Below are 22,041 nucleotides of genomic sequence, written 5' to 3' on the forward strand. Positions count from 1 at the left end.
ATCTATGAACTAGATCGAGATGCAAAACTACTGAATCCTAAAAGGGGGAGCCGCCGTGCAGCCATTATTACAAACGCTTTCTCAATCGGTCCCGTTCACCGATGACCTGAGGCAAACTGTCCATACGTTCCTGACCGTCAATGGGTGCCCCGTCACCGCGAATCATTGCATAGATGTAGGCGCCGAAGCCCGCCGAGTCGCCCTCCGGTTCGAAGCCGACCCGGACAAGGCCGAGATCGCCGGTTGGCTGCACGATATTAGCGCGGTGTTCCCGAATCGGGATCGCCTCGCGGCGGCCCGGGAGCTCGGAGTTGAGATCCTGCCGGAAGAAGCGCAGTTCCCCATGATCATCCATCAAAAGCTGTCCAAGGTGATGGCTCGAGAAATTTTTCATGTCCACGATGCAGAAATTCTGGATTCGGTCGGCTGTCACACTACTCTACGCGCCGGCTCTACCCGCATGGATCAAGTGCTGTTCGTAGCGGACAAAATCGCCTGGGATCAACCCGGCACCCCGCCTTATATCGAGGAGCTGAGGGCCGCTCTCGAGATTTCACTCACACATGGGGCGTTCGCGTACATCGCGTATTTGTGGCGGCAGCGGGACTCGCTGAAGGTCGTCCACCCTTGGCTCCGCGAAGCTTATGAAGAGCTGAAAGGAATCGAGCGCCTATGATCTTCTTCGACATTGACGGCACACTGATCGACTTCAAACAGGCGGAAGCCGCCGGCATCCGCACGTTCTATCAAACGTACGGCCACCATTTCACCTTGACGGAAGAAGCGTTCCATGTGGAATGGAGGGTGGTGGGGGCCCGTCATTTCCCCCGTTTCCTGCGAGGGGAGCTGTCGTTCGAGCAGCAGCAGGCGGAGCGGGTGAAATCGCTGTTCGAGCTGGCTGCGATCCGGCTCACGGACCGTGAGGCCGGCGCATACTTCGGAACTTACCTCCAGGCGTTCGAATCGAGCTTGGCAGCCTATGACGATGTGGTCCCCTGTCTGCAGCAGCTTCGAGCGATGGGTCACCGGCTGGGCATTATCAGCAACGGGAACGGCGCGCAGCAGCGGAGCAAGCTGGAGCGGGCAGGGCTGCTAGCTTACTTTGATGCGATTGTGGTGTCCAGCGAGGCGGGCGCGGCCAAGCCGGACCCGCGCATATTCGAGGCGGCCTGTCTCCAGGCGCGGCGTGACCCTGGTGCTTGCCTATATATCGGGGACGATGTGGAGACGGACATTGTCGCCTGCCGACAATACGGCTTGTCCGGAATCTGGCTCAATCGGACAGGGACACGTACGGAGCATAAGGTCCCGGCAATCGCCCGCTTATCGGAATTGGATCCGGGGCTTGCCTTTTTATAATCAATCTAATTAGTGGTATAATGTAGAAGTTGGTCAATCGTATCATATCATGACTCGTGAAGGAGGAACGTACATGTACGACATTGCAATTATCGGAGCAGGACCGGCAGGAGCCAGCGCGGCGATCTTCGCGGCGAAGGCAGGCAAGAAGACACTGGTGATCGACAGCGATCAGAGTGTCACGAAACGAGCCTGGATCGTGAATCATTACGGCGTGAAGGAAACGACCGGTCCGGATCTCGTGGAAACCGGCAAGCAGCAAGCCGCTCAATTCGGCGCGGAGCTGGTGACGGGGAAAGTGTCGAATGTGACGAAGGGGGCCGATGGGTTCACCCTGCAGACCGACGACGCGTCCTACGAGGCGAAGCATGTGGTGATCGCGACGGGCATGTTCGCGGACTTGGCGGAGGCAATCGGGGTCACGACCGTGCCGGGAACGGAGCCTCGCATCAAGACAATCGTGCAGGTCGACGCTGCGGGCAAGACGAGCGTCGAAGGGATCTGGGCGGCCGGTACGATCGCCGGCGTGAGCATGCACACGATTATTACCGCTGGAGACGGAGCGAAGGTCGCCATCAACATCATCAGTGAGTTGAACGGCTCCCGCTACGTCGATCACGACGTCTTGAAAGCGTAAGCTCGCCTTTCGTGCACTAACGACGCTAGCGACTTAACCAAGCAGTCCCTCCGGCTCACGAGCTGATCGCGGGACTGCTTTTTTGCGCTCGCTTTCGGCTAATTGGCACCTTTTCCGGACGTAAAAAAACCTTCTCCGGTTCCCAGGAAGGGATAGGAGAAGGTGTAGATGTCTATGACAACTGGCCTCCCGGTATATGCTGCAGCTTGTCGGGGTTGAGGACAAGGTAGATGCCGGCAATGGAATCGGCCTCCAGCTGGAACGAGATGACGTTAATCGGTTCTGAACCGTCGTATCCCACGATGCCCATATACCCGTTCACCTCGGTCAATTGAATGCGGAAGTCCGTCGGCACCTTCTCTATAACTCCGAGCAGGAAGCGGGCGATCCGATCCGCGCCCAGGATCGGACGAATCGCGGCAGTGACCTTGCCGCCTCCGTCGGATTGCAGGACGGCATCCTGTGTCAGCAGCTCCATCAGAGCCGTCAGGTTGCCGGTATGCAGCGCCTGGACGAATCTCTCTACGATCGAGGAGCCGACCGGCTCCGAGGGCGGGCCGGAGCTCGGCCTGGTAGTCCGTTTCCCCATGTCGGTCTCCGCGACGGCGTCAACCTCTACCTCCGCATCTGCTCCCGCACGACTCGTTCCGCTGATCGACCGTTTAGCCCGGTGAAAAATTTGCCGGCAATTCGCAGGGCTCTTGTCCACGATCTCGGCTATTTCCTCATACTCGTATTGCAGCACCTCGCGCAAAATGAACACCGCCCGCTCCACCCAAGAGAGCTGCTGCAGGAGCAGCAAATAGGCGGTCGAGACCGACTCCTTCAGCATGAAGCTCGCCGCCGGCTCGCTCGTTAGCGCCGTCTCCTCGCCCACAAGCGGCTCGGGCAGCCACGGACCGACATACACCTCACGTTGCTTGCTCGCCGACCGAAGCCTGTCGATCGCGCGGTTCGTGACGACGCGGCACAAGTACGCCTTCACATTGCGCACCGGCTCCGGCTGCGGCTCGTTGTAGTGGAGGAACGCCTCCTGCACGGCGTCCTCGGCATCCATGACACTGCCGAGCATCCGATAAGCGAGTGCAAACAGCAACGGCTTATAGGTCGTGTACACTTGGTCGAACGGTAGGTTCTGTTCCATGCGGGTGCCCTCCTGGTTCGTTGAAGTTCAGTCACATCACCGCGATGCGACCGCCTGCTGAACTTTCGCCTATATGCAGCTCATGCACCGCCTGCCGGGCGGCTCTTCTCGCGCTGGCCGCGGCGGCATCGACGAGCAGCTCGCCGTGGCTCGCCCAGTCGCCGGCGACATACAAGCCGGCAATGCCCGGCACGCTCGGGCCGACATTGGCTTGGCTGCCGCCCATGTGCGGATAGTCCTGGACGACGGTTAGATTCGGCAGGAACTGCCGCGCCACGACTCCCCGCTCCCAACCGGGATGCAGGAGGGTCATGGCCGCTTCCAGCTGGCTCAGATCGGCGCGGGCATCCTTCTCGCCGCTGCCGTTGTACTTGATCAAATGCACCACTACGGTCCCGTCATCACTCAGTCTAGAGGCCGCCGAGTGGTTGCTGAAGAAGATCGGGCAATCGAGCCCGATGGCGACATTGCGGCCCGTGACCGGCAGCCGCTTCAGGCACAAGTCGAGGCAAGCCGCCATCACCGGACGCGCCTCTTCCTTCCATCTCCGCAGCAGCGTGTGTTCGGCTCCCTCCGTCATGCGGTACGTATCCGCAGGCGTTGCCGTACTTATGACAGAGGCGGTCTGCAGCACGCGGCCATCCGCTAATTCAATTCGGCGCACGGCGCCTTGTTCCTGCTCGATGCGGCTGACTCCGGTGCTCTCCAGGAGCTGCACGCCCGCTTGCACCGCTTTCTCGCGGAGCTGGTCGACGATGCTCTGCCAGCCTCCGTCCACATAGCGCACGCCGCTCTTCAGGGAGCGCCCTACTTGCTTCAAGGCCGGGCCGGCGACCTGGGAATCCGGGTCGAACGTGTATGTCGCCGTTCGCGTCAGCGCGTAGAAAATATGCCGGACCAGCGGATCGCGAACTTCCTGCTCCGCCCACTCCCGGACCGACATGACGGGAAGCCGGGAGGTGTCGAGCGACTTAAGCCGCATGAACAGCCGCCCGAGCTCCAGCTTGCCCGCCCACGACAGGAAGGAGGAAAACATCAGCTTGGCCGGATCCCCAAGGGGGACAACCTGCCCATCCCAGATACCTGCCACCTTGTACGAAGGGCTGCCGCCTGTCATCCGCACCCCGAGCTCCTGCAGGATGGAATACGCTTCTCCGCCTTGGTAGACCGCGTGTCCCCCCAGGTTGAATATAGCGCCGCCCTTCTTCACCGAGATCGCCCGTCCCCCGACTTTATCGGACTTCTCCACAAGCACGCAGGACCGGCCCGCCCGGACCACCTCCAGTGCCGCTATTAATCCAGCCATGCCTCCACCAATGACAACTACATCCGTTTCACGCATGTCGAACACCCTCCATTCGTCTTTTGTACTTATAAGGCGAAGGAAGGGTGCGGTTTGTGACAAAAAGATATAAATTATTTTCTCAGGCCAACCGTTCCGCGCAGATCCGCCTGATCTCATCGTGTACCGAAGCCCACGCGTCCCAGACATCCTGCATCCACTCACGCTGCATCGAATCCCTCGGCGCGCCGGGCTCGGCTTGCAGCACATCGAGCACGGTTCGACGGTACAGCTGGTCAGGCGCATTCCACTTGGGCCAATTCGTCTTCCGCTTCCCCAGCTCCATATGTGCCAGCTGTACTTGGCGACCGGTACGGCCCTGCTCCAGGGCGAGGTAGAGGCCGATCAAGGAAAACACGGTCGTTATCGCAGCCGTAGCATCGCCGGTATGCTGAGCGCCATAAGCATCCACGGAGTGCTGATGCTTGAACGTGATATCGCCGTAGGTCATATAATAGGCCGACAACTCCCCATACAGCCCCCAGCAGGCCTCCGTAGCGTTATACCGGTCATGAAGCGAATGCTTCTCCCCTGGATGCTCCATCCCGCAGCCCGGACAAACCTCCCTTTGCGTCATCCAGTCAACCTCACCTTCTTGGCACAGTGCCCTCCCCGATTACAGACCTTTGCCCCCCAGAGTCCGCAGCTTCGTCCCCTCCATGCCGGCGATCATCGGCCTGGCGCGCGCGATCGTCGCCTTGACCGATTCGAGCTGCAGCGAAGCCGCATGCGCCGCTGCATCCGTCCACACTTCCGTGATCCAGATCGAATCGGGATCCTCCTCCGGAACACTGATCACATACAGCAGGCAGCCTTCGAACGAGCCCAGCTCCGCTGCGCTTTCCAGCAGCATGGCGGCCAAGGCGTCCCGCTGCCCGGGATGAGCGATCAATTTGCCGCTATAGCCGAATTTGGTGGAATCCATCGTCAACATTCCTCCTTGTATTTGAACACCCTTCCTTCAGTATACACCACTCCCCTGACAGATTCGGTCAGGGAAGCGCACACATGTCCACTTCTTTATCTGCGAGCAGATGAAGCAACAGAGCCTTTTGCACGTGCATCCGATTCTCCGCCTGCTCATAGATGCGGGACCGCTTGGACTCGACTAGCTCCGCCTCGATCTCGAATCCGGGGTGGATCGGCATGTCGTGCAGCAGATAGGCTGTGGACTGGCCCAATGTAGTCCGGTTCACTTGAAACGGCAGCATCGTCTTCATCCGCCGTTCCCTCTCTCCCTGGTACTCCGGGTCGTGGTAGAACTCCATATCGATCCACGTATCGGTATACACATAATCCGACTGAGCGGCTGCGTCCTCCAGACGATCCATCCGCTCGACCCATCCGCTCGCGAAGGCGCGCTGCATGAGCGCTTCGTCCCAGGAAGCTTCATTGACGATAGGCGTCACCAGGATGAGGCGGATGCCCAATGTCATGCAGCCCGCCACCAGCGAGTTCGCCACATTGTTATGGATCCCTACATACGTCAAAGTGATGGAGTCGAACGTACCCGATACCTCGTAGACCGTCATCAGGTCGGCGAGCGCTTGGCAAGGGTGGTACTTGTCGCAGCACCCGTTGATCACGGGGACGCGGGAGTAGCGAGCCAGCTCCAGCACGTCCTCGTGCTTCTTCAGCCGGGCCATGATGGCGTCGCAGTTGCGCGAGGCGTATCGGACTTCGTATTGGATCGGGGAGAGGCTGAAGTTGCTCTTGTCCCAATCCATCACTACCGGATAGCCGCCCATTTGCCCAATCCCAGCCTGGAAGGAGAGCAGGGTGCGCGTCGATGTTTTTTGAAACAGCATAAGAAGTCCCTTGCGCTCGCAGGCGTTGTAGTAGTCCTGGGGATGGCGCTTAATCTCGAGGCCTAGGCGAAGAATGGCGAGCAGTTCGTCACGGTTTAACTCTTGCAGCGATAGCAGGTGTTTCATACGGATGCACCTCATTCTTGTATAAATATAATAATAATCGTATATTTATACATATTATTCGGCTTGCACCCTCCTGTCAACATCCACGATCCACGCTCCACGCACTTGCTATTTTTCCCGGCTGTTCCGCATGGCGGGCAGCACGCGTACTCCCTCGGCCCCTTCGGCATAAGCCTCATATTGCTCCGACCCTACGGGGACGAGCGCTACTTTGCCTTCCGCGTTGAAGTGCAGGCCCCAGCCGAATTTCTTCGGCAGCATCGAGGCACGCATGCACGCCTTAGGCACTTGGAAGAACTCATCCCGGATCTGCGTACCGCGTGCTTCGAGCTCCTCAGGGGTGATGCCCTTATGGCGCACATGGGTCTCGAACATCACTTCCTCTTGGGTGTAGCCGTAAGGGTGGTTAGCAATCAAATCATATTCGATGCCAGCCTTTGTCTTGGTCTCCTTCTTGTCCGGCGGGACGGTGGCTTCCGAGGCGGGGCAGTCCGCCGCTACCTTAATGAACGTGTTGTAGTAATTCCATTCCATGGCAATGAACCTCCTTCAGCATCAGGCCGTTTCTATGCTACACTAGTAAAACCTTCTCCTATTATGTTAAACCAATTCTAGTCTTTATAAAAGCGAGGTTGGCGATTCAATGAAACTGGTATCTTGGAACGTAAATGGCTTGCGGGCCTGTGTGAACAAAGGCTTCAACGACTATTTCGAGCTTGTGGACGCCGATATCTTCTGCGTACAGGAGACGAAGCTGCAGGACGGCCAACTCTGCCTCGAGCATGAGCCCTATGCGCAATATTGGAATTACGCGGTGAAAAAAGGCTATTCCGGCACCGCCGTCTTCACGAAGATCCGCCCCCTCTCCGTCCGCTATGGCATCGAGGAGGATGAGGAGGCCGAAGGCCGCATTCTGACCCTAGAGTTCCGTGACTTCTACCTCGTCAATGTCTACACGCCGAATGCGAAGCGCGATCTCTCCCGGCTCCCGTACCGGATGGAATGGGAAGACCGATTTCGCGCCTATGTGCTAGATCTGGACAGCCGGAAGCCGGTCGTGATCTGCGGCGACCTGAATGTCGCCCACCAAGAGTTCGATATCAAGAACGCGAAGTCCAACCGCGGCAACTCCGGGTTCACCCAGGAGGAGCGGGACAAGATGACCGCGCTGCTGGGAGCCGGATTCCTGGATACGTTCCGGCATTTTTACCCCGATCGCGAGGATGCTTATTCCTGGTGGTCGAACATGCCTAAGGTCCGTGAACGCAATGTCGGCTGGCGCATCGACTACTTCCTCGCCTCCGCTCGGCTAGCCCCGCATCTGGTGGACGCTCAGATCGACGCTCACGTACTCGGCAGCGATCATTGCCCGGTCGTGCTGCTTATGCAAGGGCTGGAAGAGTCGCCTTAACCTGTGCCGTTATGAGAAAAGGCCGGAAGCGGCCTCGACGCGATGTCGAGCCGGCTCCCGGCCTTTGCCTTATGTGCTTCCTGTTACCAACCGAAGTTGAGCGTCTTCCCGGTCTCGGCAAGCGTCTTGATGTTGCTCAAGAGCATCGGCCAGCTCTCTTGCGTGCTGACGTAGGACGGATGGTTGTCCGGCCACTGATCGTTCACGAGCGTCAGCTTCGTGGTCTCCCCAACTTCCTCCAAGGTCATCGTCACGCGGGTCTCGAGCTCGGCATGATTGTCCCGGTAGGAGGGACCGGCATGCTCGGTGAAGCTCATGAGCTTGTTCGGCTCGAAAGCCAGAACCGTTCCGTATACGTGCACCGTTCGGTCGCCGTCGTTCCCTGGACCCACGTACGCATAAGGCGCGCCTACCTCGAAGGTCGATTCGAGCGTACTGCCGAAGAAGATCGCTCTCGTCCCTTCCGGCGAGACGAGGATATTCCAGATCACCTCCGGTTTCGCTCCAACATAAATCACATACTTGAGATCGTTCATTTTAGCTGCCTCCTTCAAGGAATAGGATCAAAGGATATTTATTCTACCACACTAGCCGCCGACTGCGGCACTTTGCGCCCGAACGTCGCGTAATACACGAGTGCGCTGGCGATGACGACGAAGCTGAGCAGCAGAATGAGATTCCCGTACATGTACCCCATCGAATCGGTAATTAGCGGATGGAAGCGGAAGGCGAACAGCTCCTGCTCCATCACCTTGGCGACCAGGGCGGTCACGACCGCTCCCGAGAGCGTCGAGGTCATGTTGAAGAATCCCATGCCGACCCCGATCTGATGAGGCGGCAAAATCTGGGTCACACTCTCCGTCAGAGCGGTCTGCAGGAACGAGAAGCCGATGTACATCATGATGAGCGCGATCCCGATGTACCAGACCCAGAGCCCGATCGCCGATGATTGGAGCAGCAGGCTGATCGCGATCAAGGTCAGACCGAGGTAGACGACATAGTGACTCCCCCGGCTGACGGTCAGGTTGCCGGCAACCTTCCCGAACACAACCGCACTGATGGCGCCCGGAAACATGAGCAGCCCGATCTTCTCCGTATTCAGGCCGTACATCTTGCTCAGCATGAGCGGGAGCACGAACATGACGGACATGACCGTGCCGAAGATGAGGAAGCCGATCAGCAAGCCGTTGCGGTACAGGGGATTCGCGAACAATGCCGGGTCCACGAACGGCTCCTTCGCCCGGCGAATCCGCACGATGAACAGAACCAGCCCGAGCAGCGCAAGGAGCACATACACCGCGTTGCCGCTAGTCGTGAACAATACGATCATAGACACCACGAGACCGAGCAGCACCGCGCCGATCAGATCGAGGTGGCCGGGGCGGCGTTCTTCGCTCGGCAGCAGCTTGCGGAAGAAGGGCGTCGCGACGATGACGGGCAGCGGCACCAGGAACAGATAAGCCCAATGGAACGTGCCGGCGATGTAGCCGCCCAGTACGGGTCCGATGCCGACCGCGAACGAGACGGTCGACGTGATAATGCCGAACAGCTTGCCCCGTTCTTCCGCTGTGAAGAAACGGGCCACCATGACGAAGATGAGCGCCGGGATGGCGGATCCGCCCGCGCCTTGAATCGCCCTCGCGAGAATGATCGCCGGGTACCACGATTGTCCGACGAAGCCTAGCACCGAACCGCCGGCATACAGGAGGATTCCGATCGTAATCAGCGTCTTGATACTGTACATGTCGGACAGCTTCCCGAAGATGACCATCCCCATTCCGAAGACGATGAAGAAGATCGTCACGACCCAACTGACGCCCGATGCATCCAGGCCGAACTGCTCGGCGATGCTAGGAGTCGACACATTGAACACCGATTCGTTCAGCACGGCGAAGAAAATCAAATAATAGATCCAAGGGACACACTTTCTAATTTCTGACGTGACCGCGACAGGGGCGGCCGACGTCTCTATCGGTTTCATCTCTCTTTATTTCCTTCCTCTCCTATTGGGATTCCAATCTCCTTACACAATACCACACGCCGGACCTCGCCGTTTCTTATCGATTGCTAAGCTTGCAGCACCCGATTCAGGAAATGATTCATCAGCAGCGGAAGGGAAATCAAGATCGGCGGGTCGTCGAGCCGCGGCCGGTGAAGCATGACTTGCTGGTGCGGTACGGGGGACCAGGGCTCTACCACGATCGGTTCTCTCGACCGGGTCCGCAGCGTCGTCTGCGGCAGTAGAATATCCAAGGTCTCCGAGCCCCAGGACACGGATGTGGCCATGAGATAATACGTACCCGGCTTCACATTGGCGAAGCTGAAGCTGCCGAGCGATGACAGCAGCGTCCCGTGGATCGGCATGCCTTCCGGAATCGGCTTGGCGAACAGGCCGATCAGGATGACCCCCTGGAACGGCATCTCCGCCTGTACCGTCCCTTCCACTGTGGCGTATTCGGGCAGGCTGATCTGCGGCTCCCTCCAATGACTCAGCTCCCTCAGAGAACGGAAGTGGTTGTCCGCGACCAACGGGGAGTTGCGGAATTCCGATGGGGTCATCCCCACTCGCTCGGTGAACCGGGTCGTGAACGTGCCGAGGCTCTGCTGGCCGATCTCGAGTCCGACATCGCGAACGCTGAGGTTCGTACGAAGCAGCAGTTCCTTGGCCCGTTGCAGACGCAAGGCCGAGATGTAATACACGGGGGACAGGCCTACCTTTTCCTTGAAAATCCGGACGAAATGATACGGGCTGTAGGAGACGTAGGCGGCCAGTTGGCCTAGCGAGAGCGGCTCGTCGATATGTCTATGAATGTAAGCCACGGCTTCATCAATCTCAGGATATCGATCCGTCACTATAGCTGTACCTCCTTCCTTCCCGGCACCACACCAGATGACTTCGGAGAATCGAACGTTTGTTCCCGTATAGGTTACCACATTTCCCAGGTGTTTGGGAAGAGCGAGTTTCATCGTTTACGTAAAGTAAACAAAAGGCCGCCGATAGCGGCAGCCAGGCTGCGAAATTCGCTTGTTAGCCGACCAATTGGTCCAACAGCGCTTCCAGACGATCCAGCGTCTCTTTGTTGCCTTCCACCGCGTACTTGCTGATTTCTTTGCACTCTTCCGCCGAATCGAACTCCATACGGAAATGAATTTTCGTCTCTTTGCCCAAGTCCTCGAACAAGACCGTAGTCACGAAATGCGGCGATGCCGTATGCTCGAATACGATACGCTCCGGCTTCACGATATCCTTGAACACATTGTGGTTCTGATAATCCGTGCCGTCAGGACCGTGCATGATGAAGCGCCAATGGCCGCCCGGTCGGAAATCAAACTCCTGGAACGTATTCTTAAACCCGTTCGGCCCCCACCATTTGTCCAAATGCTCCGGCTTGGTCCATACCTCGTACACAAGCTCCCGCGGGGCTTTGAACACCCGTGTCGTCAAGATCTGATTGTCCTTCACCATCGTCTCGTTCATTCTCGCTCACTCCTTCAATTGGATAGGGTTCCTTACATAATCGATCATGACCTCAAACGCATCATAACGGTATTGATGGTCGTTGCGTTCCCCCGACAGCATCAGGGGTAGAAACTGCTGGACATTGCCCGAGATGCCTCGATTATTCTTGTCCAGCACCCACTCGATGTCTTTCCAGTCCAAAATGCCTTCCGTCACACGGACCGGAGTCGGGTAGTGGTAAGTATCCGGAACGTCCGCCAAATACACGACCATGCCCGAAGTTCCGGCCGGGGTAATCCAAGTGACGGTTCCGGCCAGTTCCGGGTGTTCGATCGGGATGCCGGACTCCTCCAGCACCTCCCGGATAACGGAATGGCGCGGAGTTTCACCCGCTTCGATCTTGCCGCCGATCCCGTTCCATGTGCCCATGTTGGGCCCGTACTGCCGGTTCAACATCAGCATCTGCCCGCCTCTGCGGATGAAGCAAAGCGTATACTTGTACAAGCGCTACAGCCGTCCTTCCCTCAGCTGGCTGACCTTCTTCTCGATGCGCTGCCGGGTCGCGTCGGCCTTGGCTTCCTCGATTACAGATCGAAACTTCATAGGTTCAACTGCCTCACTTTTTATGAAGTTATAACTCACAACCAAAATATACCCTTACAGGAATATTCTTGTCAAGGAATATTTAGCGGAAATCACTTGTTTTCCTCTGCTAAATTTTACCTTGTTAAGACGGCCGATGCAAAACATGCTTCTTGCACGTCCGTATCCATTCAACATCTGCTATTTTGCCTATCCGGATCCGTCTTGTCCAATTCAGCAGATTAAACGCAATGCTGGCCGCTTTTCCTCCGGTAGCATAAGGAGCCATATAGCCGGACGTGAGCACAACAGCAAGGACCGCGACCAAGTAGACGTACCCGTTAACCCAATGAAACATGCGGTTGCGGACCCGCAGCTTGTCTGAGAAATTGATCGCTCACGCCGCGAAGGCCACACAAGCGAACGCCACGTGCAAGTCCGAGGACGAAGGAAGCGGAATACGTCCGCATCTCTTACCGGGTGTTCCCCGCCTCCTCCGAGTGGACGCTTCACGGCCCTCTGCGAACCTTGAGTGAAGTGAAAATCAAATATATGCTGGACGAGCTGTTCCGTACAATCGATGAAATCGATACCCATAGCACGGAAGAGGAAAACGTACAGCACGTCCGCAAGCGACTCATCCTGGAACGGCCGTATTTCGTCTACCTGCTGCGACGGGAACGGTTGCGGCAGGTGCACGGGAACGGTTGACCTCGTGCAAACACAACGGGACGGAACTGAGATCCCTCATGCTCCGTCCCGTTTATGTTATTCACTAATCCTCGAGCTCCCACAGTGGGTTCCATACGACTTCCCAAAGATGGCCGTCCGGGTCTTGGAAGTGGCCCGAGTATCCACCCCAGAACGCCTCATGCGCGGGGTCCGTAATGACTGCACCCGCCCGGCGCGCCTGCTCCATCACCTGGTCAACTTCTGCCTTGCTGCCTACATTGTGGCCCAGGGTGAATTCGGCCACACTAGGCGCGGTCAGCGGAACCTTCGCCTCATGGGCGAGATCCCTGCGGTTCCAGATCGCCAGCTTCACCCCGGCCTGCAGGTCGAAGAAAGCCACCGCGCCATGCTCAAATTCCCGGCCGACGATCCCTTCTGTCGGCAGCCCCAGTCCGTCGCGATAGAAGGTCAGCGCCCTCTCCAAATCATCAACGCCCAAAGTAATAACCGTAATTCGGGGTTTCATCGTGATTAAGCCCCTCCTTTTCCAATAAGGTACAATCAGTGTACCATAGGATCCCCGGATTCTTTAATCCGGTTAAAGAACTTGCCGCACCAAATGCATCTGAACGGTCGACGCCTCAATCAGCTCCATCGCCTGGACCATACAAGGCTGCTCATCGCGTGAGTTTACCATTGCTTTGCTTCTTCTCCTTTTTTATGAATCCAAGATAGGGGCAACAATACAAACAAGTGCTTGTAGAACGGGTGCAGCTGGCAAGCTAGACTTAGACTTGTAAGAGAAAAAGTCCAAAGAGAGGGGTTTACCCATGGGTGTGAAGGCACACGCAGCAAAACTCAGCTTAGTCGCCGTCCTGGCTACCACGGTCGCGGCTTGCGGGAAGGAGGAGGCCAAAGAGCCGGCCAAGGCGTCGGACTCGTCCAAGAACGCGCCGGTTACATTGAAAATGATGACCGCGCAGCATCCGTCCTGGCCGTACAGGGAAGATTGGCCGATCTACAAGTTCATTAAGGAAAAGACGAACATCGACTTCAAAGTGACGGTACCGGCGAGCGACTACACGACCGCGATGAATCTGGCCATCTCCTCCGGAGACATGCCGGATCTGCTGATCGTTCCCAGCTTGACCGCGGCCAACCAAAATGGAGCCAGCGGTGCGTTCCTCAATTTCTTCGATAATATGGACAAAATGCCGAACTACAAAAAATTCCTGGAGCAGCATCCCGATGTGAAGGCGGCTACCCTGTCCCCGGACGGCAAGAGCTACTACCTTCCACACTACGGCCTGGAGCAATGGTCTCGACGGTCTTGGCTGTACCGGGACGACATCTTCAAGAAGAATAATTTAACCCCTCCGACGGACTGGGACCAGATGTATACGGTGGCCAAGAAGCTGAAGGAGCTCTACCCTTCGAGCTACCCGGTCGTCATCTATGACGCCCTCACCTCGCTGACTAACATTGCGCCTGCCTTCAACACTTGGCATGGCTCGTATGTGGATTACGAGAAGAATGAGTGGCGGTACGGACCTATTGAAGATTCGTACAAGCAAATGCTCATGACCCTGAACAAGTTCTATAAGGATGGGTTGATTCCTCCAGACTTCATGGCGATGAAGCGCGATCAGTTCAACGACCTTCTGGCGCAGAATAAAGGGTTTATGGCAAGCGATTATATCGGGGCGATGGATGAGATTCCGGTCATCATCAAGAAATCCCCGGCCGAATTCAGTCTCGATTACATGGTGCCGCCTAAAGGCGGGGCGAACGGCAAGCCGTATAACGCCTATGGCGGCCTGCTGTCGAATGGCTTCGCGGTAGCTTCGAATTCCAAGAACAAGGACGCGGCGCTCCGTTACCTCGATTTCCTGTACTCGCCGGAAGGCATCGATATGGCTACGTGGGGTAAAGAAGGCGAAACGTATACGGTCGAGAACGGAAAGCGGAAGTTCAAGTCGGATTTCGCCATTCTGGGCGATCTTCGCACCAAGACGGGAATCGCCACGTATGGGGCCCATCTCGTCGTGGATATGAACGCCTATGCCTACATGAATTCCGATAAAATGAACAAAGCGCTGAAGCAGATCCAATCAGGGAACGAAGCGAAGGTGCAGCCTCGCCTCGCTCTCACCGATCAGGAGAATGAGATCATGAATCAGACCAGTCCGGCGGTTGTCAAGTACCGGGATGAGCAAATCGCCAAGTTTATCGTCGGGCAAAAGAGCTTCGATGAATGGCCGGCCTACGTCGCGGAGATGAAGCGTCTCGGCGTCGACAAGGTGGTGGATGTGAACAAAGCCGCCTATGAGCGGAACCAGAAGGCCATGAACGCTAAGTAAGTCGAATCAATTAAGCAATAGGAGGAGCTGCCTTCGAGCCGGGGACGAATCTTCCCGGCTCGAAGGAGCCTTCAATCAATCGGAATGACAGGTTCCGCCAACCGGGGGTATGAAATGTCGACACCTAGGTCAACTTCGTGGGTTCGTAACCTGAAACGCGATAAATATTTATTGCTGTTGTTTCTGCCGTGCCTGCTCTACTATCTGATTTTCAAATACGCTCCGATCTTCGGCATTGTCATCGCGTTCAAGGACTACAACTTGTACAGGGGCATTCTGGAGAGCAAGTGGGTGGGGTTCAAATGGTTTGAGCTCTTCTTCCAGAGCCCGGACTTCTTCTCGATTCTGAAAAACACGTTCCTGCTGGGGTTCTATAAGCTCATTTTCGGTTTTCCGGCGCCGATCATCCTGGCCTTGCTCCTCAATGAGGTACGGAATTCTTTCCTCAAGCGGTTCGTCCAGACGGTGAGCTATTTGCCGCATTTTATATCCAACGTGATCGTAGCGGGCATCATCACGATGTTCCTGTCGCCCCGCATCGGATTGGTCAATAATCTGTTGGACCTCATCGGCCTGGAGCGTATCAATTTCATGGTGGAATCTTCCTGGTTCCGGACGATCTATGTGTCGAGCGATATCTGGCAGCATCTCGGCTGGGGGACGATCATCTATCTGGCTGCGCTGAGTGCAGTTGATCCCCAGCAGTATGAGGCGGCGCGCATCGATGGTGCGAATCGCTGGAAGCAGACGCTTCACATTACGCTTCCCGGGATTGCTCCTGCGATCATGGTGATTCTGATTTTGGATATTGGCAGGGTCCTAGAGATCGGATTTGAGAAAGTCTTTTTGCTGGCTACTCCAGTCGTATACAGCAAGGCGGATATCATCAGCACATATGTCTATCGGGTGGGATTGTCAGAAGGAAGATTCAGCTACGCCACGGCCATCGATCTATTCATGGGCATCATCAGCTTTATCTTCATCCTGAGTGCGAATGGGATCAGCAGGAGAGTCAGCGGCAACAGTCTTTGGTAGGAGGTAAGCTAATGCGTCAACGAAGTAATTGGTTCGATTACGTGAACGGGGCAATTCTGCTAGGCGTTGTCGTCGCCTGTCTGTATCCGTTCCTCTATATGTTGGGCGTCTCCTTCAGCGGCAGCGGACCGATCGCCCAAGGGGAAGTCTGGTTGTTGCCGAAGGAATTCAATACAGACATGTACCGGTACGTATTCCGGGACGGCCGAATCATGACCGGGTACAAGAATACGCTCATCTACGTTACTCTCGGCACGGCGGTGAGCCTGATCGTGACCTCGTTCGGGGCTTACGCCCTGTCCAAGAAGATGATGGTACTGCATAAAACGTTCATCATATTGATCGTCTTCACGATGTTCTTCAGCGGGGGCATGATCCCAACCTTCCTCGTCGTGAAATCATTGGGCTTGTTAGATACCATGTGGGCGATGGTGCTGCCGGGGGCTGTGGCGACGTGGAACCTGCTCATCATGCGCACCTTCTTCATGGGGCTGCCGAATGAGCTGGAGGAATCCGGGAAGATCGACGGACTGTCCGAGCTCGGCATCCTGTTCCGTATCGTGCTGCCGCTGTCCAAGCCGGTGCTGGCCACAATCGGGCTGTTCTATGCGGTCGGGATCTGGAACGGGTTCATGGGGGCGCTGATGTACTTGCGTGATCATCACCTGTTCCCGCTGCAGCTGATTCTGCGCAACATCGTCCTGAGCGGCGAGATGACGAGCGCCCAGGGGCCGATCGGGGGCGAGTTCACCATCAATGAGAACGCGTTGAAATATGCGGCCATCATGGTCTCTACCCTCCCGATTCTGCTTATCTACCCGTTTATTCAGAAGTATTTCGCCAAGGGAGCGCTGATCGGCTCGGTCAAAGGCTGACGGAATGCAGGTTCATACGGGTTACGGATGCTCTAGGCGACGAAATACGGTTTTGCGGTAATCGCCGGGCGGCATCCCCGTCTCCTTCTTGAACATGCGGATGAAGGAAGTGACATTGCGATACCCGATGCTCATCCCGACATCCTGGATGGACAGCGAGGACCCCTCCAGCAACTCCTTGGCCTTGTTCAGACGAATGCCGTTCAGATGGTCGATGAAGTTCTTGCCGGTGTTCTCTTTGATATACACCGATAAGTAGCTGGCCGACATGTTCAGCTTGTGGGCGAGCATATCGAGCGAGATGTCCTCCTGGTAATGGCTCTCCAGGAGTCCCATGACGTATTGAATGAGGTCATAGCTCTCTTCCCTCTTCAGGATGACGGCTCGGGTCGCTTCCGTCAGGGCCTCCTTCAGCAGACGGTTGTAATGCCCGGGTGTCACACATTCCCGGAGGAGCTCAGGATAGTTCAAGAGTGCAGGCGGCAAGGCGATCTTCAGGAGCCCCATCGTCCTCTTCGTACGCACAAGCACGCTCTCGGAGAAGCTCAGCAGTTGGCTGGCGGTTGCCGAGTGCTGCAAGCGGTCGTCCAGCACCCGATCGATCAACAGATGGCATGCGACTTCATTCCCCGCTTGCAGATGGACGTAGAATTCTTGATCCTGATCGGTCGAGAACCCGACGAATTCTTCTGTAGGGGCCAGATCCCACAGAATCTGGGTCTCTTCCACCGGCCTGGATTGATAGACGAGGCGAAGCGCCTCCATATAAGCTTGGTCGAATTGCTCCGATGAAGCAATCAGGGAGCTGACGGCGACCGTAATGAGGTAGTAAGCGACGTCTTGATCGAAGATGAGCTTCAGCTGCCGCATTCCATCCTCGAGAGCCTCCGCCTGGTCGCTGGTCTTGTAAATGACCGACAGCAGCTGATCTGGCTCCATCTGGAACGTATGCGAGTCCGGGAACGGCTGGCGAATGGTCAGATCGATGACTTCCCGAATGCGCTTGGTTGGGTTGCGGTATGCGGCCGGCGCATGCTCCATCCCTCGGCGGAACCGGAGCTGGTACACGATGATCGTAAAGGAGCCTTCGCCGATCGGCAATTCCTGGACCTCGTGACTATCCAGCGCCAAGTTCTTCAGGCGAACCATGTAGCTATAGTTGGTAAGCAGGGAGGCGCTGTTCTGCAGCTTCAGAAGGATCCGATTCCGCTCCTGCAGCAAGTCCTTCATATGGTTCTGGATGGCATTGAATTCCTTGATCGGACTATGGAATGTAGCCGGTTCCGTATGCTGCATCCCCTTCATGATCATCTTGAGCGGCTGATGAATGTTCCGGCTGAACCGCCAGGAAGCGAGCAGCGCCAGAATGAGCGTACTCGCGAACAGGATCAGGATGATCCAATTTAACTTCAGCAGTTTGGCTTTCATCAGGGAGAACGGAATGGCAGTGATGTAGGTAAACCCGGATTCCCGACCTTTCTCGAAGAAGTAGTACGTCCCCTGCTTCATCACCCAAGGGGAGTGACCGTCCCAGGCAGGCACCTTATCAGGATCCATCGGTTTGGCGGACTCGAAGATCGTGTTCTCCTTGGCATCGAGGATCAGCTGCTGGGAGCCGGGAAGGGTTAAGTTCGCCTTGTTCCACTTCTCCATGTCGACGAACGCGATGAGACTGAACGGTTCATTCGGTAAATTCAGCTCGATTGGCATCAGCAGCTTTGTCGCAGCACCGGCCCGGAGGGAGAATACGCGGCTCGGAGAAGCGGTCAGGTCGGAAGACAGCCCGTCGCTGCGCAGCCAATAGGACAAGGGGTAGTTCTTGTTCTCATAGTACTGCGTGAACATACGATCCGCATCAATCAGGGCTTCTTTCTCCAATAGAAACCCGTACGCCTTGTAATGGATCATCACGTTGTCGAAGTAATAGGAGGGGTGCGAGGTCATGGAGCTGAGCTGCTGGATGACACTCGCTACCATGGTGTAATCGAGCGAGGCTTTGCAGGCCTTGGCGCCTTGGCGGGCGATCGCCTGGACGCGTTCATCGAACTGCTGGCTGAGCAACAGGCCGCGCCAAATATTGTATTGCGACTCGAAGCTGTCTACGTATTTTTGGGTAATGGTGCGATTGTACGTGATGATTTCTTGGTCCACATTCCGGCTGAAGTACGTGTACGACCACAGATTGAAGGAAGCCAGCAAAAGCATGACCGCCAGGAAATAGATCAGCATTTTCATAAACAAGGAATTTGTTCTGAACTTGTGCAAGGACGCGAGCATGTGGAAACCCCTTTGTTTGACAGCTTATCTCCATAGTAGCGCATAGGGCGCGATCTTGAAAATTAACAATCTTTTGGAATGTTGCCCTTTGTTTGTTCTGCTTGGGCTATTTTATTGGAATCGGCGAGACTATTTCAATCAGAGAGCAGGGATACGATGACGGTCTTTATCAATTTACTGCCGTATATGAAACGGATTGACGATTGCAAGGAGCTCTTGGCTGCTTGGTCGGGGGGACTGGAGCTCCCGATGGACGGACCGAATTGGGACGAACCCGTGAATTGGCATGCGGAATTCGAGCGATTCCGGGGCCACAAGGGCCCGATTAGCGTGCACTCCCCGATCTGGGAGCTGAATCTGGCTTCAGCCCGGTTCGAGATGATCAGTCAGTATTCCTACGAGGTGTACAAAGAGTGCCTGGAATGGTCGGCCCATATCGGAGCGGAACAGATGGTCGTTCATCCGAGCCTGTATTCCACCCGGCTGTTCATGCGCGAGCAATCCCAACAGCGATCGATCGACAACCTGAAGCGGCTGGGCGAAGTGGCTCAGAAGCTCCGCATCGACTTGGCTGTGGAGAATGTAGGCTTCCATGAATTCGCCTTGTTCGATGAGGACGAATTCGTCCGGCTCTTCGAAGAAATCCCGACGATCTCCGCGCTGGTCGACGTCGGTCATGCCCACATCAACGGTTGGAATACCCCGGAGCTCATTCGTCGGTTGGGAGAACGATTAAGCGCGGTCCATCTGCATGACAATGACGGAATCGACGATCTGCATCAGCCGATCGGAGACGGTACGATCGAATGGGCACCGATCTGGCAGGCGCTGAGAAGTCAGAAGCATGCGTATCGGTCCATTCTGGAATACGATTTCGATACTCCGCTCGAAACCGTCTTGGAGCACGCTGCTCTCGTCGAGCGGGAGCTTCGGAAGTAGCTTAACGGCGCGGGACGCCTGGAATAGAACGAGGGCTGCGAGCAGCCCGCCTCGTCGGCGGTCCGTCACAGCCCTCGTTTGGAATTACAAGGTTAATGTGTACAAATAATATCCATAGTCAGTGGGAGTCCCGGCATGGCCCAGTTGGCGGAGCATGGCCGTTACGTTCCCGCGATGATACGTCCCGTGGTTCACCATGTGTTGAATGAAATCGACATACCGGGCTTGAAACGCTCCGGACGGACACAACGCTTCGAGATTCTCGTGCTGCTCGATGAACTGCAGAAAGCGTTCGCTCAGATCCACCATCAGCTGATGGAGCTCCTCGATGCTCTTCTCCGTAGTGCTCGCTACGACGCGATCCGTGGACGCCTTCAATTCCTCGAAGTACTCGGGCGACATCTCGATGACGCCGCCGTGCTCCAGGAACGCGAGCCAATTGTAATCGATGACGTAGATATGCGTCATGGCGTCGTAGATCGTCGGGAACACGCTGACGAGCTCCTGGCGATAGACCGCTTCGGTCAGCTTTTGCAGATGATCGCACACCTGTTTGTTGGCCCAGACATGGTACTGGTATTGCTGCAAAGCATGATACTTCAAATCGGAATTCCCCTCTCGGCGGGGAATCATGCAGTTTATCGGGCCGCTATGCGCTAATCCCCTTAAGAGTTTGCCCGTTATTGTTATAAGTTTTCATGCCGAACGCCTCCCTATTCAAGACCTACCGCTATTTTAGCATAAAAGGCCGGAGAAGCGCGCACCCTTAATTCGAGTTCAGCGCCGATAGAGAGGATAATCCACCGTGGTGGGCACCTCGATGAGAATGAGGCGCAGCGTTTCTCCGCCCGTCGTGCGCAAGACGACTTCCGAATCGGCATCCACCGCACCCAGAATGAAGTCCTTGTGCTCGAACGGTTTCGGGTCTCCGCCTTCGTCCGACTTCGCCCAGGTGCCGTGACCGCGAATTGCCAGCGCCGTCAGGGTATGTCCGGCTGCGATCGGATGGGTGTAGTTGGCCCCCGCCCCCATCTCGACATCCCACATCCGGGCTTCGGCGACGAGCTCGATAGGTGCCCCCGCCCCGATAACCGTCTTCACCCGCACGCCCGGCAGCTCTTGTACGGGGAACGAGTCCGGTTCATGCTGCCGATAGGTGGGCTGCCTGCGGACAGCCTCGTCCAGATAAGGCTCGAACCAAATCTGGAACAGCTCCGATTGCGCCGCAACCTGCTCCTGATGGCTCACGCCCGAGCCCGTCTGCATGACTTGCACGCCGCCTGCGCCGACTTCGCTCTTCGTACCGAGCGTGTCGCCGTGCGCCGCCTTGCCCTCGACCACGTAGGTCATGATCTCGAAGCCTTGATGGGGGTGCAGGCCGATCATCGCATCCTCGCTGGCCGTAGCCCAGGCCCAATAAAAGAGCGGCCCCACCCGTTTCACAACCGAGCCTTCTCTCGGGAACCCGATAGGCTTCTGCTCCTTGATCTTGCCTCCGTCGAACGCGCCTACCGCTTGCATGGAAGGGGTATATATTCTGGTTTGCATAATCGAAACGCCTCCTAAATAGAGTGTGGTATTCCTATCGTCCCCCGGCTCAAGCGAACCGGTTGTAGCTCACGAACTCCCCGACCGGCTTCCGATATCCTCTCGGACGCTGGTTGGTCGTATCCTCCTTGCCGATCGCGATCAGCATGACCGGGACATAGCGATCCGGGATCGCAAGCACCTCGGACACATGGGCGGGATCGAACCCGATCATCGGGCACGTGTCCCAGCCCTTCTCCTTGGCCGCGAGCATGAACAGCTGGGCGGACAAGCTGGCGTTGCGGATCGCTTCTTCCCGGAGGAAGGCCTCGCCCCGCGATTCGTAGAAGGCGGTCACGGACTCTACCTCCCGATCGTATTCTTGCTTGCTGATTACGTTCAAATGCAGCAGTCCCTCATTAATATTCGCTACATTCCGGTAAGCATCCCCGAAGCGGAATGTTAGGGATGAATTTGCCGGCCGACC

At 56.5% G+C, this 22,041-nt stretch carries 24 protein-coding genes and 2 pseudogenes; 9 read left to right on the forward strand and 17 right to left on the reverse strand.

Annotated elements, in window-relative coordinates; translation table 11 throughout:
* Positions 1–55 precede the first annotated feature (55 nt).
* The 3 genes from ACI5FR_RS18825 to ACI5FR_RS18835 all read left to right on the forward strand — a co-directional run bounded on the left by ACI5FR_RS18825 (position 56) and on the right by ACI5FR_RS18835 (position 1,996).
* Positions 56–676 carry an HD domain-containing protein gene (locus tag ACI5FR_RS18825; protein WP_405457071.1) on the forward strand — a complete coding sequence of 207 codons (621 nt, stop codon included), beginning with the start codon at positions 56–58 and terminating at the stop codon, positions 674–676.
* Positions 673–1,359, forward strand: a complete 687-nt coding sequence (locus ACI5FR_RS18830) for an HAD family hydrolase (protein ID WP_405457073.1) — start codon at positions 673–675, stop codon at positions 1,357–1,359. Before ACI5FR_RS18825 ends, ACI5FR_RS18830 begins: the two co-directional genes overlap by 4 nt.
* Before the next feature lie 73 nt (positions 1,360–1,432).
* Positions 1,433–1,996 (forward strand): FAD-dependent oxidoreductase, encoded by a 564-nt coding sequence (locus tag ACI5FR_RS18835; protein WP_405457075.1) that lies wholly within the window; start codon positions 1,433–1,435, stop codon positions 1,994–1,996.
* Between the two features lie 172 nt (positions 1,997–2,168).
* On the opposite strand, the gene ACI5FR_RS18840 is transcribed toward ACI5FR_RS18835, so the two are convergent.
* The 6 genes from ACI5FR_RS18840 to ACI5FR_RS18865 all read right to left on the reverse strand — a co-directional run bounded on the left by ACI5FR_RS18840 (position 2,169) and on the right by ACI5FR_RS18865 (position 6,950).
* On the reverse strand, positions 2,169–3,140 hold the full coding sequence (locus ACI5FR_RS18840) for a sigma-70 family RNA polymerase sigma factor (RefSeq protein WP_405457078.1): 972 nt from the start codon (positions 3,138–3,140) through the stop codon (positions 2,169–2,171).
* A gap of 31 nt (positions 3,141–3,171) precedes the next feature.
* Complete coding sequence (locus tag ACI5FR_RS18845; RefSeq protein ID WP_405457080.1) at positions 3,172–4,482, reverse strand: phytoene desaturase family protein; 1,311 nt, start codon at positions 4,480–4,482, stop codon at positions 3,172–3,174.
* Positions 4,483–4,564: 82 nt separating this feature from the next.
* On the reverse strand, positions 4,565–5,059 hold the full coding sequence (locus tag ACI5FR_RS18850) for a DUF5946 family protein (RefSeq protein WP_405457082.1): 495 nt from the start codon (positions 5,057–5,059) through the stop codon (positions 4,565–4,567).
* A 39-nt stretch (positions 5,060–5,098) separates the two neighbouring features.
* A complete protein-coding gene (locus tag ACI5FR_RS18855) occupies positions 5,099–5,407 on the reverse strand; it encodes a putative quinol monooxygenase (protein WP_405457083.1) in 309 nt (102 codons plus the stop codon).
* A 67-nt stretch (positions 5,408–5,474) separates the two neighbouring features.
* On the reverse strand, positions 5,475–6,416 hold the full coding sequence (locus tag ACI5FR_RS18860; RefSeq protein WP_405457086.1) for a Rossmann-fold NAD(P)-binding domain-containing protein: 942 nt from the start codon (positions 6,414–6,416) through the stop codon (positions 5,475–5,477).
* A gap of 108 nt (positions 6,417–6,524) precedes the next feature.
* Positions 6,525–6,950: a DUF6157 family protein gene (locus tag ACI5FR_RS18865; protein WP_405457089.1), complete on the reverse strand. Its 426-nt coding sequence runs from the start codon at positions 6,948–6,950 to the stop codon at positions 6,525–6,527.
* 109 nt (positions 6,951–7,059) lie between these two features.
* On the opposite strand from ACI5FR_RS18865, the gene ACI5FR_RS18870 reads away from it, so the two are divergent.
* Positions 7,060–7,827 (forward strand): exodeoxyribonuclease III, encoded by a 768-nt coding sequence (locus ACI5FR_RS18870; protein ID WP_405457091.1) that lies wholly within the window; start codon positions 7,060–7,062, stop codon positions 7,825–7,827.
* Positions 7,828–7,910: 83 nt separating this feature from the next.
* Here ACI5FR_RS18870 and ACI5FR_RS18875 read toward each other — a convergent pair whose 3' ends face one another.
* The 6 genes and pseudogenes from ACI5FR_RS18875 to ACI5FR_RS18900 form a co-directional block, all read right to left on the reverse strand.
* Positions 7,911–8,363 carry an SRPBCC family protein gene (locus ACI5FR_RS18875; protein ID WP_405457093.1) on the reverse strand — a complete coding sequence of 151 codons (453 nt, stop codon included), beginning with the start codon at positions 8,361–8,363 and terminating at the stop codon, positions 7,911–7,913.
* A 38-nt stretch (positions 8,364–8,401) separates the two neighbouring features.
* Positions 8,402–9,808 (reverse strand): MFS transporter, encoded by a 1,407-nt coding sequence (locus ACI5FR_RS18880; protein WP_405457095.1) that lies wholly within the window; start codon positions 9,806–9,808, stop codon positions 8,402–8,404.
* Between the two features lie 86 nt (positions 9,809–9,894).
* A complete protein-coding gene (locus ACI5FR_RS18885) occupies positions 9,895–10,680 on the reverse strand; it encodes a helix-turn-helix domain-containing protein (RefSeq protein WP_405457096.1) in 786 nt (261 codons plus the stop codon).
* 175 nt (positions 10,681–10,855) lie between these two features.
* Positions 10,856–11,305, reverse strand: coding sequence for an SRPBCC family protein (locus ACI5FR_RS18890; protein ID WP_405457098.1), 450 nt, complete (start codon positions 11,303–11,305; stop codon positions 10,856–10,858).
* A 6-nt stretch (positions 11,306–11,311) separates the two neighbouring features.
* The gene (locus ACI5FR_RS18895) at positions 11,312–11,791 is read right to left on the reverse strand and encodes an NUDIX hydrolase (protein WP_405457100.1); all 480 of its coding nucleotides are present in this window, start codon (positions 11,789–11,791) and stop codon (positions 11,312–11,314) included.
* Between the two features lie 310 nt (positions 11,792–12,101).
* Positions 12,102–12,305, reverse strand: a pseudogene (locus ACI5FR_RS18900) (DUF2306 domain-containing protein); the annotation flags it as partial.
* A gap of 101 nt (positions 12,306–12,406) precedes the next feature.
* On the opposite strand from ACI5FR_RS18900, the gene ACI5FR_RS18905 reads away from it, so the two are divergent.
* Positions 12,407–12,580 carry a hypothetical protein gene (locus ACI5FR_RS18905; protein WP_405457103.1) on the forward strand — a complete coding sequence of 58 codons (174 nt, stop codon included), beginning with the start codon at positions 12,407–12,409 and terminating at the stop codon, positions 12,578–12,580.
* 64 nt (positions 12,581–12,644) lie between these two features.
* Here ACI5FR_RS18905 and ACI5FR_RS18910 read toward each other — a convergent pair whose 3' ends face one another.
* Positions 12,645–13,067, reverse strand: coding sequence for a VOC family protein (locus ACI5FR_RS18910; RefSeq protein ID WP_405457105.1), 423 nt, complete (start codon positions 13,065–13,067; stop codon positions 12,645–12,647).
* 304 nt (positions 13,068–13,371) lie between these two features.
* Between ACI5FR_RS18910 and ACI5FR_RS18915 the strand changes: the two genes are divergently transcribed.
* The 3 genes from ACI5FR_RS18915 (at position 13,372) to ACI5FR_RS18925 (ending at position 16,811) form a co-directional block, all read left to right on the forward strand.
* A complete protein-coding gene (locus ACI5FR_RS18915; RefSeq protein ID WP_405457107.1) occupies positions 13,372–14,901 on the forward strand; it encodes an extracellular solute-binding protein in 1,530 nt (509 codons plus the stop codon).
* 114 nt (positions 14,902–15,015) lie between these two features.
* Complete coding sequence (locus tag ACI5FR_RS18920; protein ID WP_405457110.1) at positions 15,016–15,936, forward strand: ABC transporter permease; 921 nt, start codon at positions 15,016–15,018, stop codon at positions 15,934–15,936.
* 11 nt (positions 15,937–15,947) lie between these two features.
* Complete coding sequence (locus ACI5FR_RS18925; RefSeq protein WP_405457112.1) at positions 15,948–16,811, forward strand: carbohydrate ABC transporter permease; 864 nt, start codon at positions 15,948–15,950, stop codon at positions 16,809–16,811.
* Positions 16,812–16,832: 21 nt separating this feature from the next.
* On the opposite strand, the gene ACI5FR_RS18930 is transcribed toward ACI5FR_RS18925, so the two are convergent.
* The gene (locus ACI5FR_RS18930) at positions 16,833–19,088 is read right to left on the reverse strand and encodes a helix-turn-helix domain-containing protein (RefSeq protein WP_405457114.1); all 2,256 of its coding nucleotides are present in this window, start codon (positions 19,086–19,088) and stop codon (positions 16,833–16,835) included.
* A gap of 156 nt (positions 19,089–19,244) precedes the next feature.
* Here ACI5FR_RS18930 and ACI5FR_RS18935 point away from each other — a divergent pair, with 156 nt between their 5' ends.
* Positions 19,245–20,027, forward strand: coding sequence for a sugar phosphate isomerase/epimerase family protein (locus ACI5FR_RS18935; protein ID WP_405457116.1), 783 nt, complete (start codon positions 19,245–19,247; stop codon positions 20,025–20,027).
* Between the two features lie 84 nt (positions 20,028–20,111).
* On the opposite strand, the gene ACI5FR_RS18940 is transcribed toward ACI5FR_RS18935, so the two are convergent.
* From ACI5FR_RS18940 to ACI5FR_RS18950, 3 genes and pseudogenes are all read right to left on the reverse strand, one after another.
* Positions 20,112–20,630 (reverse strand): DinB family protein, encoded by a 519-nt coding sequence (locus tag ACI5FR_RS18940; protein ID WP_405457118.1) that lies wholly within the window; start codon positions 20,628–20,630, stop codon positions 20,112–20,114.
* 174 nt (positions 20,631–20,804) lie between these two features.
* Positions 20,805–21,575 (reverse strand): pirin family protein, encoded by a 771-nt coding sequence (locus tag ACI5FR_RS18945; protein WP_405457120.1) that lies wholly within the window; start codon positions 21,573–21,575, stop codon positions 20,805–20,807.
* Positions 21,576–21,624: 49 nt separating this feature from the next.
* A pseudogene (locus ACI5FR_RS18950) lies at positions 21,625–22,002 on the reverse strand (nitroreductase family protein); the annotation flags it as partial.
* Between the last annotated feature and the right edge of the window lie 39 nt (positions 22,003–22,041).

This window comes from Paenibacillus sp. HJGM_3 (assembly GCF_045062745.1).
Lineage (GTDB): Bacteria > Bacillota > Bacilli > Paenibacillales > NBRC-103111 > Paenibacillus_AA.

Bases quoted from the DNA above. Each gene is read 5' to 3' on its own strand.
- ACI5FR_RS18830 (WP_405457073.1), top strand. From the start codon at position 673: ATGATCTTCTTCGACATTGACGGCACACTGATCGACTTCAAACAGGCG.
- ACI5FR_RS18835 (WP_405457075.1), top strand. From the start codon at position 1,433: ATGTACGACATTGCAATTATCGGAGCAGGACCGGCAGGAGCCAGCGCG.
- ACI5FR_RS18840 (WP_405457078.1), bottom strand. From the start codon at position 3,140: ATGGAACAGAACCTACCGTTCGACCAAGTGTACACGACCTATAAGCCG.
- ACI5FR_RS18845 (WP_405457080.1), bottom strand. From the start codon at position 4,482: ATGCGTGAAACGGATGTAGTTGTCATTGGTGGAGGCATGGCTGGATTA.
- ACI5FR_RS18850 (WP_405457082.1), bottom strand. From the start codon at position 5,059: ATGACGCAAAGGGAGGTTTGTCCGGGCTGCGGGATGGAGCATCCAGGG.
- ACI5FR_RS18855 (WP_405457083.1), bottom strand. From the start codon at position 5,407: ATGGATTCCACCAAATTCGGCTATAGCGGCAAATTGATCGCTCATCCC.
- ACI5FR_RS18860 (WP_405457086.1), bottom strand. From the start codon at position 6,416: ATGAAACACCTGCTATCGCTGCAAGAGTTAAACCGTGACGAACTGCTC.
- ACI5FR_RS18865 (WP_405457089.1), bottom strand. From the start codon at position 6,950: ATGGAATGGAATTACTACAACACGTTCATTAAGGTAGCGGCGGACTGC.
- ACI5FR_RS18870 (WP_405457091.1), top strand. From the start codon at position 7,060: ATGAAACTGGTATCTTGGAACGTAAATGGCTTGCGGGCCTGTGTGAAC.
- ACI5FR_RS18875 (WP_405457093.1), bottom strand. From the start codon at position 8,363: ATGAACGATCTCAAGTATGTGATTTATGTTGGAGCGAAACCGGAGGTG.
- ACI5FR_RS18880 (WP_405457095.1), bottom strand. From the start codon at position 9,808: ATGAAACCGATAGAGACGTCGGCCGCCCCTGTCGCGGTCACGTCAGAA.
- ACI5FR_RS18890 (WP_405457098.1), bottom strand. From the start codon at position 11,305: ATGAACGAGACGATGGTGAAGGACAATCAGATCTTGACGACACGGGTG.
- ACI5FR_RS18910 (WP_405457105.1), bottom strand. From the start codon at position 13,067: ATGAAACCCCGAATTACGGTTATTACTTTGGGCGTTGATGATTTGGAG.
- ACI5FR_RS18915 (WP_405457107.1), top strand. From the start codon at position 13,372: ATGGGTGTGAAGGCACACGCAGCAAAACTCAGCTTAGTCGCCGTCCTG.
- ACI5FR_RS18920 (WP_405457110.1), top strand. From the start codon at position 15,016: ATGTCGACACCTAGGTCAACTTCGTGGGTTCGTAACCTGAAACGCGAT.
- ACI5FR_RS18925 (WP_405457112.1), top strand. From the start codon at position 15,948: ATGCGTCAACGAAGTAATTGGTTCGATTACGTGAACGGGGCAATTCTG.
- ACI5FR_RS18930 (WP_405457114.1), bottom strand. From the start codon at position 19,088: ATGCTCGCGTCCTTGCACAAGTTCAGAACAAATTCCTTGTTTATGAAA.
- ACI5FR_RS18935 (WP_405457116.1), top strand. From the start codon at position 19,245: ATGACGGTCTTTATCAATTTACTGCCGTATATGAAACGGATTGACGAT.
- ACI5FR_RS18945 (WP_405457120.1), bottom strand. From the start codon at position 21,575: ATGCAAACCAGAATATATACCCCTTCCATGCAAGCGGTAGGCGCGTTC.